This is a genomic window from Blautia sp. Marseille-P3201T, from assembly GCF_900120295.1.
Classification (GTDB): Bacteria; Bacillota; Clostridia; order Lachnospirales; family Lachnospiraceae; genus Blautia.
The window spans coordinates 64,116-79,592 of the sequence record NZ_LT635467.1; the positions used below are offsets into that span (position 1 = coordinate 64,116).

The 15,477-nt window shown below is 39.9% G+C and carries 12 protein-coding genes; 2 read left to right on the plus strand and 10 right to left on the minus strand.

Annotated features, from left to right (window positions below; all coding sequences use genetic code 11):
* Positions 1-185: 185 nt before the first annotated feature.
* From guaA to BQ7352_RS02755, 5 genes are all read right to left on the minus strand, one after another.
* Positions 186-1,730 (minus strand): glutamine-hydrolyzing GMP synthase, encoded by a 1,545-nt coding sequence (gene guaA, locus BQ7352_RS02735; protein ID WP_072446763.1) that lies wholly within the window; start codon positions 1,728-1,730, stop codon positions 186-188.
* Between the two features lie 283 nt (positions 1,731-2,013).
* Positions 2,014-3,600 (minus strand): IS1096 element passenger TnpR family protein, encoded by a 1,587-nt coding sequence (locus tag BQ7352_RS02740; RefSeq protein ID WP_072446765.1) that lies wholly within the window; start codon positions 3,598-3,600, stop codon positions 2,014-2,016.
* Between the two features lie 13 nt (positions 3,601-3,613).
* Positions 3,614-4,486 carry a cation diffusion facilitator family transporter gene (locus BQ7352_RS02745; protein ID WP_072446767.1) on the minus strand — a complete coding sequence of 291 codons (873 nt, stop codon included), beginning with the start codon at positions 4,484-4,486 and terminating at the stop codon, positions 3,614-3,616.
* A gap of 140 nt (positions 4,487-4,626) precedes the next feature.
* Positions 4,627-5,346 (minus strand): hypothetical protein, encoded by a 720-nt coding sequence (locus tag BQ7352_RS02750; protein ID WP_072446770.1) that lies wholly within the window; start codon positions 5,344-5,346, stop codon positions 4,627-4,629.
* Positions 5,347-5,495: 149 nt separating this feature from the next.
* Entirely contained in the window at positions 5,496-6,188 is a 693-nt protein-coding gene (locus tag BQ7352_RS02755; RefSeq protein ID WP_072446884.1) for a 5'-methylthioadenosine/adenosylhomocysteine nucleosidase, read from the minus strand.
* Positions 6,189-6,343: 155 nt separating this feature from the next.
* On the opposite strand from BQ7352_RS02755, the gene BQ7352_RS02760 reads away from it, so the two are divergent.
* Complete coding sequence (locus BQ7352_RS02760) at positions 6,344-6,586, plus strand: TIGR03905 family TSCPD domain-containing protein (RefSeq protein WP_004223878.1); 243 nt, start codon at positions 6,344-6,346, stop codon at positions 6,584-6,586.
* A gap of 65 nt (positions 6,587-6,651) precedes the next feature.
* On the opposite strand, the gene BQ7352_RS02765 is transcribed toward BQ7352_RS02760, so the two are convergent.
* Positions 6,652-7,383: a hypothetical protein gene (locus BQ7352_RS02765; protein ID WP_072446772.1), complete on the minus strand. Its 732-nt coding sequence runs from the start codon at positions 7,381-7,383 to the stop codon at positions 6,652-6,654.
* A 1-nt stretch (position 7,384) separates the two neighbouring features.
* Entirely contained in the window at positions 7,385-8,614 is a 1,230-nt protein-coding gene (locus BQ7352_RS02770) for an endonuclease Q family protein (RefSeq protein ID WP_072446774.1), read from the minus strand.
* Positions 8,615-8,708: 94 nt separating this feature from the next.
* On the opposite strand from BQ7352_RS02770, the gene BQ7352_RS02775 reads away from it, so the two are divergent.
* Positions 8,709-10,070 (plus strand): MATE family efflux transporter, encoded by a 1,362-nt coding sequence (locus BQ7352_RS02775; RefSeq protein ID WP_072446776.1) that lies wholly within the window; start codon positions 8,709-8,711, stop codon positions 10,068-10,070.
* A gap of 76 nt (positions 10,071-10,146) precedes the next feature.
* Here BQ7352_RS02775 and BQ7352_RS02780 read toward each other — a convergent pair whose 3' ends face one another.
* From BQ7352_RS02780 to pth, 3 genes are all read right to left on the minus strand, one after another.
* Positions 10,147-11,256 (minus strand): peptidylprolyl isomerase, encoded by a 1,110-nt coding sequence (locus BQ7352_RS02780; protein ID WP_072446778.1) that lies wholly within the window; start codon positions 11,254-11,256, stop codon positions 10,147-10,149.
* Between the two features lie 78 nt (positions 11,257-11,334).
* On the minus strand, positions 11,335-14,883 hold the full coding sequence (gene mfd, locus BQ7352_RS02785) for a transcription-repair coupling factor (RefSeq protein ID WP_072446780.1): 3,549 nt from the start codon (positions 14,881-14,883) through the stop codon (positions 11,335-11,337).
* Between the two features lie 4 nt (positions 14,884-14,887).
* Entirely contained in the window at positions 14,888-15,475 is a 588-nt protein-coding gene (gene pth / locus BQ7352_RS02790; protein WP_072446781.1) for an aminoacyl-tRNA hydrolase, read from the minus strand.
* Positions 15,476-15,477 lie beyond the last annotated feature (2 nt).

Here is a 15,477-nt window from a genome sequence, read left to right on the forward strand (position 1 = left end):
GGCCTTACCAAATTGATTTCACTCAATTCAGTAAGACCTTTTTTGTCGGTTTCACACATATTACTCGATAACCACAGGATACCTGATAAATAATGCCAAAATATCCAGTGTTATCATTTTGTTATCAAATAGAACTTTATCTGCCCGGAAACGCCCTGTTTATAAGGCTTTCCAGAAATTTTTAATTATTCAAACTCTATGGTCGCAGGTGGTTTCCCCGTACAATCGTACATCACTCTATTTACGTGTTTTACTTCATTTACAATTCTGCTTGTGGTCTTCCCAATAACTTCCCACGGAATTTCTGCGCTCTCTGCAGTCATGAAATCCGTAGTCGTTACCGCTCTTAATGCTACTGCGTAGTCATAAGTTCTCTCATCACCCATAACTCCCACAGAACGCATATTTGTAAGCCCTGCAAAATATTGTCCGATTTCCTTATCCAGTCCGGCTTTTTTAATTTCCTCACGCCAAATCGCATCTGCTTCCTGAACCATTTTTACCTTCTCAGCAGTTACTTCGCCAATGATACGAATACCAAGACCTGGTCCCGGGAATGGCTGTCTGAATACAAGATATTCCGGAATACCAAGCTCTAAACCTGCTTTACGCACTTCATCTTTAAATAAATCACGTAACGGTTCGATAATTTCCTTAAAATCAACGTAGTCCGGCAGTCCTCCTACGTTATGATGTGATTTAATAACCGTAGACTCACCGCCAACGCCGCTTTCTACCACGTCAGGATAAATCGTTCCCTGTACTAAGAAATCAACAGCTCCAATTTTCTTTGCCTCTTCTTCAAAGACACGGATAAACTCTTCACCAATAATTTTACGTTTCTGTTCCGGTTCTTCCACACCCTTTAATTTTGCGTAGAAACGTTCCTGTGCATTTACACGGATAAAGTTCAAATCGTACTGACCATTTGGTCCGAATACAGCTTCCACCTCATCTCCTTCATCTTTACGAAGAAGACCATGGTCTACAAATACGCAGGTAAGCTGATTTCCCACTGCTTTTGAAAGCATAACTGCTGCAACAGATGAGTCCACACCACCGGAAAGGGCGCAGAGAACTTTTCCATTTCCTACCTTCTTACGAATTGCCTGAATAGACTCCTCTACGAAAGAGTCCATCTTCCAGTCACCGGAGCACTGGCACACATTGTAAACAAAGTTAGAGAGCATCTGTTTACCTTCCTGTGTGTGTAATACTTCCGGATGGAACTGTGTCGCATATAAGTTCTTTTCTTTATTTTCAACAGCCGCTACCGGACAATCTGCCGTATGAGCGCTGATTTCAAATCCAGGAGCAATCTGGGAAATATAATCGTTATGACTCATCCAGCAAATAGTTTTCTCTGACACATTTTCAAATAGCTTGGAGTTCTGATTAACAGTCACTTCAATTTTACCATATTCTCTGACAGGCGCTTTTTCAACCTTTCCGCCCAGAAGGTGCATCATAAGCTGAGAGCCATAGCAAATTCCTAAAACAGGAATACCAAGCTCAAATATTTCCTTTGTATAAGTAGGAGAATCTTGCAGATAAACGCTGTTTGGTCCACCTGTAAAAATAATACCCTTCGGCTGCATTGCTTTAATTTTCTCAATATCTGTTTTATAAGAATAAATTTCACAGTAAACATTACATTCGCGCACACGTCTTGCAATTAACTGATTGTACTGTCCACCGAAATCAAGAACGATGACTACTTCGTTTTTCACGCTTTTTCCTCCTAACACTCTATCTCTGAAATATTTTATCAAGAATGCTTTCTATTATAAAATAGACTTTGATGATTTACAAGAAAAATTTCTCTAATATTTTTTATTTCGTAACAGTTCAGCCATGCACAAATCCACAAAAATGGATTGGCAAGCTTGCTTGCAACAAGACAATTTTGTTGGATTTGTATATGGCGCTCTGCCATAAGCGAGAATTTGCGCTGCATTGCAGCGTATAGGTGGTGAAACCACCAATTCGAGCTGATATGGCTGAACTGTTACTTTATTTCATAGGGCGCAATTTCCCGGGGAATAAAATAATCTTATCATCGGATGTCTGTGCAGATGTCTCAGTCTTTTTTGCATTCCCTCGTTTTGTAACGGTATTGGTTTCTTTCCATGCGTTCTCTATTTTATGGAACAGTCTGCTTCTCATACTATCATTCTTCATCATTTCCTCATATTCCCAAAAGGCGTTCTCTAACATATCTAAGATTTCTTCCATTGTTCCGCCTATTCGGATAATAAACTGAATAGTGCGGCACAAAAGCTCTGCGTCTTCTTTTCCCTCTTTTCCTTCTTTCATAAAGAAAGTTTTTAACTGCTCCATGTTCTTTCCAAAGGGCAAATATCCATTCTTGCCTAAACATTCTATTTCTTCCTTCGACGGAACATAAAAATCCGTTCCCTGCTGTTCCTTAAGAAGTTTGTTGTATTCATTCTTTTCTTTATACAGGGATAATACAAGCTGGCTGCCCTGTATTACAAAACATCTTTTGTTCTTTGGAACATCTTTTAGAAAAGCCATGGTGGAAAATTCATCCTTTTCCAGTCCTGTGTCTCTTTTATATAATTCCACTGCCTTTTCCACAGGACAAATCCCATAAAGCTCTGCTGCCACATTAAAATACATCAGAAGTGTCTCTACATCCTGACGTTCCTTCTTCCAGTCTTCTGTGCAGTTTTCCTGGTAAGCTTCTTTTACTTCTTTTGGCAGGCAAAACACACTATCGCCCCAGTCTGCATAGACTCCGACATAGCCGCCCTCCAACAAATATCCATATCTCATATCTTCAAAAGAGACTTTTCGTGTTGTGTTTTCACTTTCCAAAAATTGTATCTCATCTTCACTTAAAAATCTGAAATACCTGCGCATAACCTCTTTACTCAACAGCTCTCTTATTAAAAATTCCACCAATTCTGCTTTCTTATATTTTGAATAACCGGATAAGTGATGTACTTTTGCAATTTCAGCTAAATCTGATTTCGAATATTCCGTTAAAACTTCTTTCAAAGTTACATCGGAAGCCCCACATTCCAATCCTTTTAGTGCTTCATTAATCCCATCTAAATCATACTTTTGTGTAAGTTCATCTCCTACCCAATCCTTTATCTCACTGTATCGGTAATGCTTCGGATTACTTAGAATATCTTGCATCTCATAGTATCCATATATTCCTCCACAGTCCTCGTAAGGTGTCTCTCCCTTATATTTTAAAACTTTAGCATAAGAATATTCATAATCATCTATGATTTCTTCCACAGTAACCTTATGTTCCCAATCATCTCCGAAGTCATATACATAGGTAAAATTATTTTGTCTTTCTAAAAAGGTATCTATGACGGTTTCTTTCTCATCCAGACTCTCCTCGTCCATATTTTCAAAAAAATCCAGTTCATCGGACTTCATCTCAACAGAAATACCCAAACGTGAAAACTCAAAACAGTGCATGTGGCAGCCGATCCATCCCATGGTTATATTCAATATTTCTGCCAGTTCTTCAAAAGTAATACCGGAAGGCACCACAACTCTTCTCCAAATAGGCGGGTGTGAATTTTTAATTTGTATTTTTAACTGATATGCTTTCATTTGCATCCTCCTTTTACAATGGATTTACATGTACCATACAGTGTTTCACCAGCGGAAACTTCTCTTCCACCTTATCATGAACAACCTGCGCTATTTCATGCCCTTCTCGCAGGCTTATATCTCCATCTGCAGCAATCTCGATGTCCACATACATCTTTGCCCCAAATAATCTGGTCCGCAGTACATCCACTTTTAAAACTCCCGGCTGTTCTTTAATTAACTGACGCATTTTTTCTTCTGTTTCTTCATCACAAGATTTGTCTACCATTTTGTCAATGGCATCTTTAAAAATATCGTAAGCGGCTTTCACAATAAACACGCAGATAATTACACTGGCAATCGGGTCTAACACCGGAAATCCCAGACGTGCTCCCCCGATACCAATAAGCGCACCCACAGAAGACAGCGCATCAGAGCGATGGTGCCATGCATCTGCCATCAAAGCGCCGGAATTTATCTTCTTCGCAGCGTTTCTGGTATACCAGAACATGGACTCTTTCACCACAATAGACGCAACAGCCGCAATAAGCGCAATTATTCCCGGAATTTCATCTTTACCTGCTGTTCCCTCAATAATTTTATTAATACCATTAATGCCAATACCGATACCTGTGGCGAACAGCACAACCGCCAATAAAATAGCTGCCACACATTCCAGCCTGTCATGACCATACTGATGGTCGTCATCTGACTGCTTACTGGCAATATTAATTCCTAAAATTACAATAATTGTACTAAATACATCAGAAGCAGAATGAACCGCATCAGAAATCATTGCTCCGGAGTGTCCTACAATACCTGCTATCAGCTTGAAAATAGAAAGGATAACATTCCACACAATCGTGACTGCAGATACTCGCATTGCTGTCTTTTTTTCCTGTTCCATATTCTCATTCCCTCCAAATTTTTTATTCTTTCTATCTTAGCACTTTTTTCATCCTATGTCATGTATTTTTCATAAGCTTTAGAAAAACCTTCTCTGGCGAGTTCTCACCAAAGAAGGTTTTCTGCTGCTTTCTTATTTTCTTATTTCTTCTGACTTCCTGTCAAAAATTCTTTCACTACATCTTTCACAATAGCTTTTTCTTCCTTATCTAACAGATGTGCATAACGGCTGTCTGTGGCAGCTGTTTCTAAAATCCCCTGCTCAATCTGTTTTAAAACCTCATCTTTTTTCGGATTTCCAGCCGGCTTTGATGCTTTCTTTGGCGGATCTGCCTGTACAGGTTCTTTGCAGCGATTTTCCACATAATCCAGCAGATTTGTTTCAATCTCTTCCTCATGATATCCTGTTCCTGTCAATATTTTCAGCCCCAAAAGTACAATTCCCAATCCAATAGTCGTAAATACTGTTAAACTCATAGCCGGAAATTCTATATTGAACGGAAAAAGTCTTACAACTTTCTCACTGCCCTCTCCCAATAAAAAAAACTGGGCTCCGGCAAATAAAAATGAGAGGCATAAAGTAATCCAGGAAATGCCCTTTATCTGGTGCATACTCCATGGTCCTATCTTTCGTCCTCTCATGCGTTTCATTACATAAACTGCAGGGTTATGTATCTGTATATTATCTTTTAACAGCTTTTGATGTTCTGCGATAAAATTGGCTGTCCATTTCTCTTTTGCTTGTGCCGGGTTTTTAGACTCCTTTAAAACCCTTTTGTTACTCGTGTAAATTGCCAGCATACTTACAATACTGAAAAGCCCCATAAGGCATGTCCCATAATAAAAAATCAGGTACTCCATAGCTCCTCCTCATTTTCGGCGCATAGACATTTCATATCCTGCGTCTCTTTTTTTCTATGAACTCTATTATATAGCACCCAACCCCTTTTGGAAACAAAATTCGCTCGACAAATACACGCCTGAAATGACAGTTTATGCAGATGTCTTCTCTACAATCTTTCCATCATACTGCTTACAAGATTTACCGTATGGCGGATTGCCTGTCTTTCAAATGTAGGATAATCTACATGTGCACTGTCATCTGCCTTGTCGGAAATGGCGCGGATTACCAAATACGGAATTTTGTTTAAATATGCAGTCTGGCCAATAGCTGCTCCTTCCATTTCTGTACAGTACGCCTGTGTATTTTCAATAATTTTTTCCTTTGTTTCTCTGTCTGCCACAAACTGATCACCGCTGGCAACACGTCCTTCAAATACCTGAATATCAGGATTAACTTCTTCACACACTTCCTTTGCCAGTTTCCTCAATGCCTCATCTGCCGAAAATGCCAATGTTTCCATACGTGGTATCTGTCCCAGCGGATATCCAAATTCTCTGGCATCTACATCATGCTGCATAGTGTCCGTAGACAGCACAATATCACCAATATTAATCTCTGCCTTTAAAGAACCTGCTATCCCTGTATTAATCACAGCCTCAACCTGAAATTCATCTGCTAAAATCTGTGTGCAGATACCTGCATTTACTTTGCCAATGCCGGAGCGAACTACAACAGCTGTCTGTCCCTTCAGATTACCCTTTACAAATTTCATTCCTGCTTTTTCCACAATTACTGTATCTGTCATTTTTTCTTTTAACAGCTCTACTTCTTCTTCCATAGCGCCGATAATTCCAATCATATTCATAATGCTTTCACCTTTCCTGTAAAATAATGTTCTTTGCCTTTCACTTTAACATAATCTTTCCTTCGTTGCCAGTTGTTTCTTTGTCTTTACGTTTTTTTTCAGTCATGCTATAATTCACACTGAAGAAACAAACAAAGGAGGACTTTAAAATGGCTGTATATAAAACAAAAGGCGTATGTTCACGCTCTATTGAATTTGAAATTGAAGGTGATGTTGTAAAATCCGTGAAATTCAACGGTGGCTGCAACGGAAACACACAGGGAATTGCAAGCCTTGTGCAGGGAATGAAGGTGGATGATGTTATCCAGAGATTAAAAGGAACAGACTGCAACGGCAGAGGAACTTCCTGCCCTGACCAGTTGGCAAAAGCTTTAGAAGAAGCCAGAGCTTAATCATTTTCCTTAATAAAATTAAACATAAAAAATGGAGCGGTCGCTTTAAGCAACGCTCCATTTTTTTAATTTCCCCACGGTACTTCTTCTGCCGTAATTTCTCCCGTATATTTATTCACAAGATATCGCAATCCAAAATCCGTGATGTCACCCTCCGCTGTTTCATATATCTTATAAAAATTAAACATATAAGACTCCCCGTCGTCCGAAATTCTATCATAAACCACCTCTATGGTATACGGAACATTTTCTTGTTCTTCATAAGCACACGTACCGGTTTCCAAAACAGCATAGAAATTCCCTTTCGCATTATATTGAGGGCTGCTGGAGGAATAGGAGAGAGAAAGCACCTCATCATAGAGATATTGATACGCATCCTCGACTGTTTCATAAACTCCCCTTTGCTCCTGCGTCTCGCTTTCTTCCGTTTCCTCCGCTTTTTCTTCCCGTTCCTCGACAGGCTGATATGCCGGAGTTTCCCACATTAACACAGTCCTGACAAAATAATTTCCAAAAATTCCTACGGATACTACGGTAAATATTCCCAGCAAAATACATCCGCCTGTAATGCTCCTGTCAGGATACCGCATTTTATATCGCTTCAGATTTCCTATGCCAATGCACCAAATATAAACAGCGCCTATCAGTAATAACAGCATTTTACCCTTTTCAAAAAAGTCATAATAAAAATATCCGTATTCCTTTAAAATAATTCTGGCTGCTGTGTAAGATAATACACATATTACATACAAAACAAGAAAAATTTTAGACCATTTTCGTTTTTTCAAGCTCTTCACCTCAAGGTTCTATAACCTTTATCTTTCCGTATTCTCCGTCAAAGCCGGGAATACACTGTACCTCACCTTTTCGAATATAAGAAATTCCTTCTGCAATCTTTTCGCCAAGCTGTAACTGAATATCTTCTAAAGGGATTTCTCTTAAAATCTCAAATTCTGTACCAAGATTTAACAGAGCCTGCTGATATTTTTCAAAAACTTTTTTAGAAGCAGTGGAATATCCCATATCTTCTGCAATAATTTCCATCAATGGAACCAGCTTTTCAAAAGGCTTTGCTCCCTCTTTTACATATCCCTCTTCTTTATCAGCCAGTTCTTCTATTCTGTGCAGTACGCCTACGGTCAGCTTTTTCCCACATACAGGGCATATTCCTCCCTGTTCCTTTGTTTGTCCGGGTGTAAGGCAGACCTGACACTTTCTATGACCATCAAGATGATATTTTCCTTCTTCGGGATAAAACTCTATAGTTCCGAAAAGTCCCTCTCCCGTCTGAATTGCTCTTTCCAAACCATTATAAGACATCTCTATTTCCATTAAGTTCGCTTCCCGTCCCAGCTTTGAAGGAGAATGTGCATCAGAATTGGAAATAAGCTGCATATGCTCAATAGCAGGAACTCTCCAGTTCATTGCAGGATCAGAAGATAAGCCCGTCTCTACAGCATGAACGTAAGGTGTTAATTCCTCAAAACATTCTTTTGGAGATGAAAATGCAGAAAACTCTCCCATCATAGAAAAATGAGGTGTCCAGATATGTGCCGGTACATAAATTCCTTTTTCCGTGGTCTCAAGAAGCATTTCCAACAAGTCTTTGCACGGCAAACCTAAAATGGGACGTCCGTCAGAATGAAGATTTCCGATTTTTTCTAATTTTTCCGATAGTTTCTGTGCTTTCTCTAAACTAGGAAGTATAAGCAGACTGTGAACTCGTCTCGTCTTTCCATTCTTTTTATAAATAGAACTGATTTCGCCTGTAACTGCAAATCTGGGTGTTATGGTGTCCGGCACAAATCCGTCTGAAATTCGGTATTCTTTCTTCAAACGATAAAGACCGTCATCGGCAGGTTCTAATTTTTCTCTCATTTCCTCCTGCCAAACAGGGTGGGTAAAATCTCCTGTACCTAAAATCTGTATTCCCTTTTTCCGTGCCCACATTTCCAAATGCTCCAAATCGCAGTCCTTACTGGTTGCTCTGGAAAATTTAGAATGTATATGCAAATCTGATATGAACATATTTTTCTCCTCAATACTTGCTTTTCTCTTACACTAACTTTATACTTAATTATATGATTATTTATTATAGTATCAAAACGGAGGCATTACAACTATGGACAATCGTTCTTCAGCAACTCTTATGACAAGCGGTCCTATCTGGAAGAAAATCATTGCATTTGCCGTCCCCCTGTTTTTCGGTAATTTATTTCAACAGCTTTACAATACTGCCGACTCCTTAATCGTAGGAAATTATCTGGGAAGCAGCGCTCTGGCAGCCGTAAGCTCATCCGGAAATCTGATTTTCCTTATGGTGGGATTTTTCAATGGTATTGCCATTGGGGCAGGTGTTGTCGTTGCAAAATATTTCGGTGCAAAAAAATTTGATTTAGTTCAGAGAGCTATTCACACTATTGTGGCTCTCGGTATTGTGTCAGGAATTTTACTGACTATTGTGGGTGTGGCCGCAGCGCCTCAGATTTTGGTGATGATGGGAACTCCAGCTGAAGTTCTGCCAAACTCCGTCACCTATTTCCGCATTTATTTCTGCGGTTCTCTGGCTTTTGTTATGTATAATTTCCTTGTGGGTATTCTTCAGTCTGTGGGAGACAGCAAGCATCCTCTCATTTATTTAATTATATCTTCTATTATTAACATTGTGCTGGATTTAATTCTCGTAGCAGGATTTGGTATGGGTGTAGGCGCTGCTGCCTTTGCCACCGTAGTTTCTCAGTTTATCAGCGCTCTTTTGTGTCTGAGACAACTTTTAAAAAGTCCCGAAGAATACAAAATACATCCGTCCCGTATTCGCATGGACTGGCTGATGCTTCGCCAGATTATTTCCAATGGTCTGCCCGCAGGACTGCAAAACTCTATTATTTCACTGGCAAATGTAGTGGTTCAGTCCAATATTAACAAATTCGGACAAATGGCAATGGCAGGCTGCGGTTCGTATTCCAAAGTAGAAGGCTTTGCTTTCCTTCCTATTACCTGCTTTGCTATGGCGCTGACTACCTTTATCAGCCAAAATTTGGGTGCAAAGGAATACAAAAGGGCAAAAAAAGGAGCTGTATTCGGTGTTATCTGCTCCCTTTCCATAGCTGAACTGATTGGAGTTATTATTTACTTCTTTGCTCCTCAGTTTCTGGCTGCTTTTAATGACACTCCTCAGGTTATCGCCTACGGAACAGACCAGGCTCGTATTGACGCACTCTTTTACTTCCTCCTTGCCTTCTCACACTGTATGGCAGGAATTTTGCGAGGCGCAGGAAAGTCTACCGTTCCTATGTTTGTCATGCTGATATGCTGGTGTATTATCCGTGTAAGTTATATTACTGCGGCTGTACACTTTATCCCTGATATTCACGTTATCTTCTGGGCTTATCCGCTGACATGGACGCTGAGTTCTATTACTTTCCTTATCTACTTCTTAAAGTCGGATTGGATACATGGGTTGGAGAAACAAAGGATAAATTAAAAAGGAGTTGCACTCCAAGTATATATTCCGAATGTATTAACATTCCGGATAATTACTTAGAGTGACAACTCCTTTTTTATTCCTGTGTACCTTCTGTATTTTCAGTTCCTTCTTCCGGTGTTTCTTCTGTCTCCGGCTGTTTCAATGTATAAACATCATTATCAGACAAAGTCACCTTTTTCCATTCTTTCTCATTTACCGTAATTTCTGTTTTTTCTTTCCATTCGTCTAAAAGCTTCTGATATGCTTCCTGTTTTCTTTCGTTTACAATTCGTTCTTTCTCGGTATCTGTTGCTTCTCTGTCCAGAACCTGATCCATTCTGACTACATAATAAGCATTTTCGCCTTCTACAACGCTTTCGTAAACCTGTCCGTCCTGCAATGTTTTTGCAGCTTCCAGAAGTTTTTCATCTAATAAAGTGTCTTCTGCACCAAAAGTCGTGTCTAAAGCGCTTAAATTCTCATCCACTTCTTTTGCAAGAGTATCTACATCTGCCATAGCAGGGTCATCAGAAGCCAAAAGCTTATCTAAAATACTCTGTGCTTGTGCTTTTTTCTCATTTTTCTCCTCATCAGTAAGAGGTGTTGTTGTTCCGTCTTCATTTGTCTTGTCTGCTGTGCTTACCTTACAATAAGTAATAGCGCTCTGAGCAGCTTCTGTATCTTCTACATTTGTATCTACATCAGCTGTCATCGGGTCATACATCTTATTCTGATAAGTAAACAATGTCAAAAGCTGTTCAATATCGGACTGCTGTACAGAAAGCTTTTCAATCGTTTCTTTTGTGTTCGCTTCCATGAATTTTTTTGCAGCTTCCTCAATACCTTTCTTTTCTTCATCAGAAACAGAAACCTCGTAATCTGCCGCATGTTCTTTTAGCAGCATCATTGCCTTTAACTGTTCAAGCACACTGTCTTTTGTCTGCTCGCCGTAAGTTTTTCCATCTTCTGTTTTCTGTTCCCACATACCGGTTGTGCCGCCGCCCATCATGGACATGTAAGACATCATCTGTACCTGGTTCATACGAAGCACCAGATTTCCTGTTCCCACTGTTACTGTGTCTTCTTTTCCTGTTAAAAGTGGTTTTGTCCCATCTATTTTTTTACTGCCACAGCCTGCCAGCGCAGATAATCCCAACACACCTGCTGTCGTCAGACATAACAGCTTTTTCATTGTTCTGTTCATAAGTTCCTCCTGTAAATCCCTTTTGTAGGTATAAATACCTTGTTCTATTATAGACGTTTTTCCCTGTCTGAGCAAGAATTATTTCAATATAAGGTCTTGAAAATCCATTAAAATATCATGAAGAATGTTCAATACATCTAAAACTTCTTTTGGTCTTCTTCCCTTTAAAGAAACCATAAAATACGGCACTTCATCTAACTTCATCTTTAAATTATTCTTATACTTATCCAAAATCTGCGGAAATCCTGCCCCGTCAATTTTTGCTCTTTCAAACATGGTAATCTTCACATCCGTGCCATTTTGTTTGATTTCCTTGATATATGCCTTATGAGCCAGCGCTTTTAAGTTAGCAATAGCCAGAAGGTTCTGAACAGCTTTTGGAGGTTCGCCAAATCGGTCCATAAGCTCTTCCAGCATATCTTCATATTCTTCCTCTGACTCGATACCTGCAATTCTCTTATAAATATCCAATTTCTGATATTCATTTGGAATATATTTCGGCGGAATAAAGGCATTTACTTCCAAATCAATGGCTGTTTCAAAGTCTTCCTGCTGCTTCAGTCCTTTTTCCTCCCGCACAGCCTCATCCAGCATCTTACAGTACAAATCATAACCCACTGCCTGCATGTGCCCGTGCTGTTCTGCGCCTAACAGGTTTCCTGCCCCACGAATTTCCAAATCTCGCATGGCAATTTTAAATCCGCTTCCTAAATCCGTAAATTCACGAATAGCATGAAGTCGTTTTTCTGCCACTTCTTTTAACATTTTATTCTTCTTATACATCAAAAAGGCATAAGCTGTCCTGTTGGAACGTCCAACCCTTCCCCTTAACTGGTAAAGCTGGGAAAGTCCCATCTGGTCTGCATCATGAATAATCATGGTATTGGCATTGGAAATATCAAGACCTGTCTCAATAATAGTGGTAGAAACCAACACGTCAATCTCTCCGTTAATAAAGCTGTACATAATTTTTTCCAACTGATGCTCCTGCATCTGTCCATGAGCAAAAGCCACATTGGCTTCCGGTACTAATTTCGCCACACGATTGGTAATCTCGTCAATATCATTAACACGGTTATAAACGTAGTAAACCTGTCCGCCCCTTGCCAGCTCCCTGCTGATTGCCTCACGCACCATTTCTTCATTATATTCCATAACGTAAGTCTGAATAGGCACTCTGTCCATAGGCGCTTCTTCCAGCACGCTCATATCACGAATACCAATAAGACTCATGTGCAGTGTTCTTGGAATAGGCGTAGCAGTTAAAGTAAGAACATCAATATTTTCTTTCAGCTTCTTGATTTTTTCCTTGTGAGTAACGCCAAAACGCTGTTCCTCATCAATAATCAGAAGTCCCAAATCCTTAAACTTCACATCATCAGAAAGAACTCTGTGTGTTCCGATAAGAATATCTACCAGACCTTTCTGCGTATCTGCAATGGTCTTTTTCTGCTGTGCCGGTGTACGGAAACGGCATAACAAATCTACTCTGACAGGAAAATCCTTCATTCGCTGTACAAAAGTATTATAATGCTGCTGCGCCAAAATTGTAGTTGGCACAAGATAAACCACCTGTTTTCCTTCCTGCGCCGCTTTAAATGCAATACGAATGGCAATTTCTGTCTTTCCGTAACCTACGTCACCGCAAATCAGACGGTCCATGATTTTCTTGCTTTCCATATCCTGCTTGGCAGCCTGAATTGCCATAAGCTGGTCATCAGTTTCCTCAAAAGGAAACATTTCTTCAAATTCTCTTTGCCAAACCGTATCCGGCTCATACTGAAAGCCCTGTGTTGCCTGCCTTGCAGCATACAGACGGACTAAATCCTTGGCGATATTTTTTACCGCTCCACGAACCTTTGTCTTTGTCTTCTTCCACTCCTGTCCTCCCAGCTTATTCAGCTTCGGCGCTCTGGCATCTGCTCCTGCATATTTCTGAAGCATATCAAGCTGGTTCGGAAGAATATAGAGGGTGCTTCCCCCTGCATACTCGATTTTAATATAATCTTTGGCAACTTTATCTACGGTAATCTTCTCAATTCCCTTGTAAACTCCCAGTCCGTGATTTTCATGGACAACGTAATCTCCGATACTAAGCTCGTTAAAGCTCTGTATTCGCTTGCCGCTGTATTCGGATTTTTTTCGTTTTTTCTTCTTTTCCTGACCGAAAATATCCGATTCTGTAATCAGTACGAATTTAATCAGAGGATATTCAAATCCCTTCTTAGCGTGACCAAAAGCCGTCATAATCTCTCCCGGTTCAATGACTCTGTCCATATCCTCTGTATAAAAGCTGTTCAGCTCCTCATTTCGCAAGTCCTCTGCAAGACGTGCTGCACGGGTGCGAGAGCCTGATAGCAGCAGCACACGATATCCTTCTTTTTTAAAGCGTTTTAAATCCTTCACCAGAAGTTCAAAGCTGTTGTTATATGGACTGACAGATTTAGCCGTAATATAATACTGCTCCGTAATATCCCAGTCGCCCTTATGCTGCTCAATGGTACAAAGAGAAACACAATTTTTTCTGTTTATCTTCTGCTGTGTCTGTCTGGCGCTAATTAATAAATCTGTCTGTCCTGCCAGCAGATAACCTTTTTCCAGCCTGTGTTCCATGCTCTCCCGAAACTCTGTTTCCACAGCCTGTGCCTGCTCCAGCAAACGATTTGTTTCATCCAGCAGTATCAACGTATTTTCCGCATCAAAATAATCCGTAAAGGTTACCACATCTTTATAAAAATACCGCAAAAAATGCTCTGCTGCGGAAAAATCATGAAATTCTGTGAGATTTTCCAGTGCTTCTGTAACTGATTGCTTTAATCTGCCTGCTTCCTCTGTCAAAAAAGCGTCCCGAAACTTCTGTACTGCTGTATCTCTGTCCTTTTGGATTTTTTTAATTCCCTTTTTTAAAACCTCGTCACTTAACAGCATTTCTGCCGCCGGATAAATAGTAATTTCCTCTAAATTTTCAATAGAACGCTGACTTTCTGCATCAAAGCTTCGGATAGAGTCAATCTCATCACCCCAAAGCTCAATACGCACAGGATTGTCCTCTGTCAGTGGGAAAATATCAATAATTCCCCCGCGAAAAGAAAACTGTCCCGGCGCTTCTGCCTGTGCATTTTTCTCATATCCCATACCCAAAAGCTGCTTTTTCAGCTTATCCATGTCAAGAGGACTGTCATTTTGGAAATGCAGTACATATTTCTCTATGGTTTCAAGGGGAAGGAGATAATCCATACAGCCTCCCATGCTGGTAATAACCGTAATTCCCTTTTTCTCCAAAAGAGCTGCCAAAACTTTCATTCTCTCTTTTGTCAGAAGATTTCCATGTACATCTGCCTCAAAGAAAATTAAGTCCTTGGCAGGATAAAGCATAACTTCACGATTATACAGACGATAATCTTCATAGAGTTCTTTTGCCTTTAAATCATTTTCCGCAATAATCAGACAGTTAGCCTTTTCCTGTCCTGTCTTTTTTTTCATCGCTTCAAAAAGCCCATACATCATATGGGCTTTCTGAGATTCCACACAGCCTGAGAGCTGCAAAATACCTTTGTTTTTTGGAAGCTTTTGTGTAATTTCTTCAAATTCCTTCAGATTTTCCAGGGGCTGCATGAATACCTGCATGATTTTACTCCTCTTTTTTCTTTTTTCCAGAACCATTATAATGGTTCATTGCTGCATCAATTCCCTTTTCAATAATCATTTCTACCGCATCTGCCGCATCCTGAATAGCTGCATCTACCACTTCTCTCTCCTTGGAAGAAAATCGTCCCAGAACATAGTCAGCTAAATCCCATCCCTTTGGTTTTGCTCCTACGCCTACTTTAATGCGGTAAAAATTCTGTGTGCCCAGTTGAGCAATAATATTCTTAATCCCATTATGCCCTCCGGCGCTTCCCTTTTTTCGAATACGAATTTGTCCCGGCTCTAAATCAATGTCGTCATAAATAACAATCATCTCTGTTTCCGGATCCATTTTATAATAATTGATAAATTCTCTTACAGACTCTCCACTTAAATTCATATAAGTCAAAGGCTTTTCCACAATTACCTTTTCTCCGCCAATCATTCCTTTTCCGTATAAGGCTTTATGGGCAATTCCACCTTGAGGAATTCCATGACGGTCTATCAGTTCATCCACAACATCAAATCCCATGTTATGTCTTGTCTTGTCGTACTGTTTACCCGGATTTCCAAGTCCCGCTATTAATAACATAT

Coding starts and splice junctions, on each gene's coding strand:
- pth (WP_072446781.1), bottom strand. CDS start 15,475: ATGTTATTAATAGCGGGACTTGGAAATCCGGGTAAACAGTACGACAAG.
- BQ7352_RS02740 (WP_072446765.1), bottom strand. CDS start 3,600: ATGAAAGCATATCAGTTAAAAATACAAATTAAAAATTCACACCCGCCT.
- BQ7352_RS02775 (WP_072446776.1), top strand. CDS start 8,709: ATGGACAATCGTTCTTCAGCAACTCTTATGACAAGCGGTCCTATCTGG.
- BQ7352_RS02745 (WP_072446767.1), bottom strand. CDS start 4,486: ATGGAACAGGAAAAAAAGACAGCAATGCGAGTATCTGCAGTCACGATT.
- BQ7352_RS02760 (WP_004223878.1), top strand. CDS start 6,344: ATGGCTGTATATAAAACAAAAGGCGTATGTTCACGCTCTATTGAATTT.
- BQ7352_RS02770 (WP_072446774.1), bottom strand. CDS start 8,614: ATGTTCATATCAGATTTGCATATACATTCTAAATTTTCCAGAGCAACC.
- BQ7352_RS02780 (WP_072446778.1), bottom strand. CDS start 11,256: ATGAACAGAACAATGAAAAAGCTGTTATGTCTGACGACAGCAGGTGTG.
- BQ7352_RS02755 (WP_072446884.1), bottom strand. CDS start 6,188: ATGATTGGAATTATCGGCGCTATGGAAGAAGAAGTAGAGCTGTTAAAA.
- mfd (WP_072446780.1), bottom strand. CDS start 14,883: ATGCAGGTATTCATGCAGCCCCTGGAAAATCTGAAGGAATTTGAAGAA.
- BQ7352_RS02750 (WP_072446770.1), bottom strand. CDS start 5,346: ATGGAGTACCTGATTTTTTATTATGGGACATGCCTTATGGGGCTTTTC.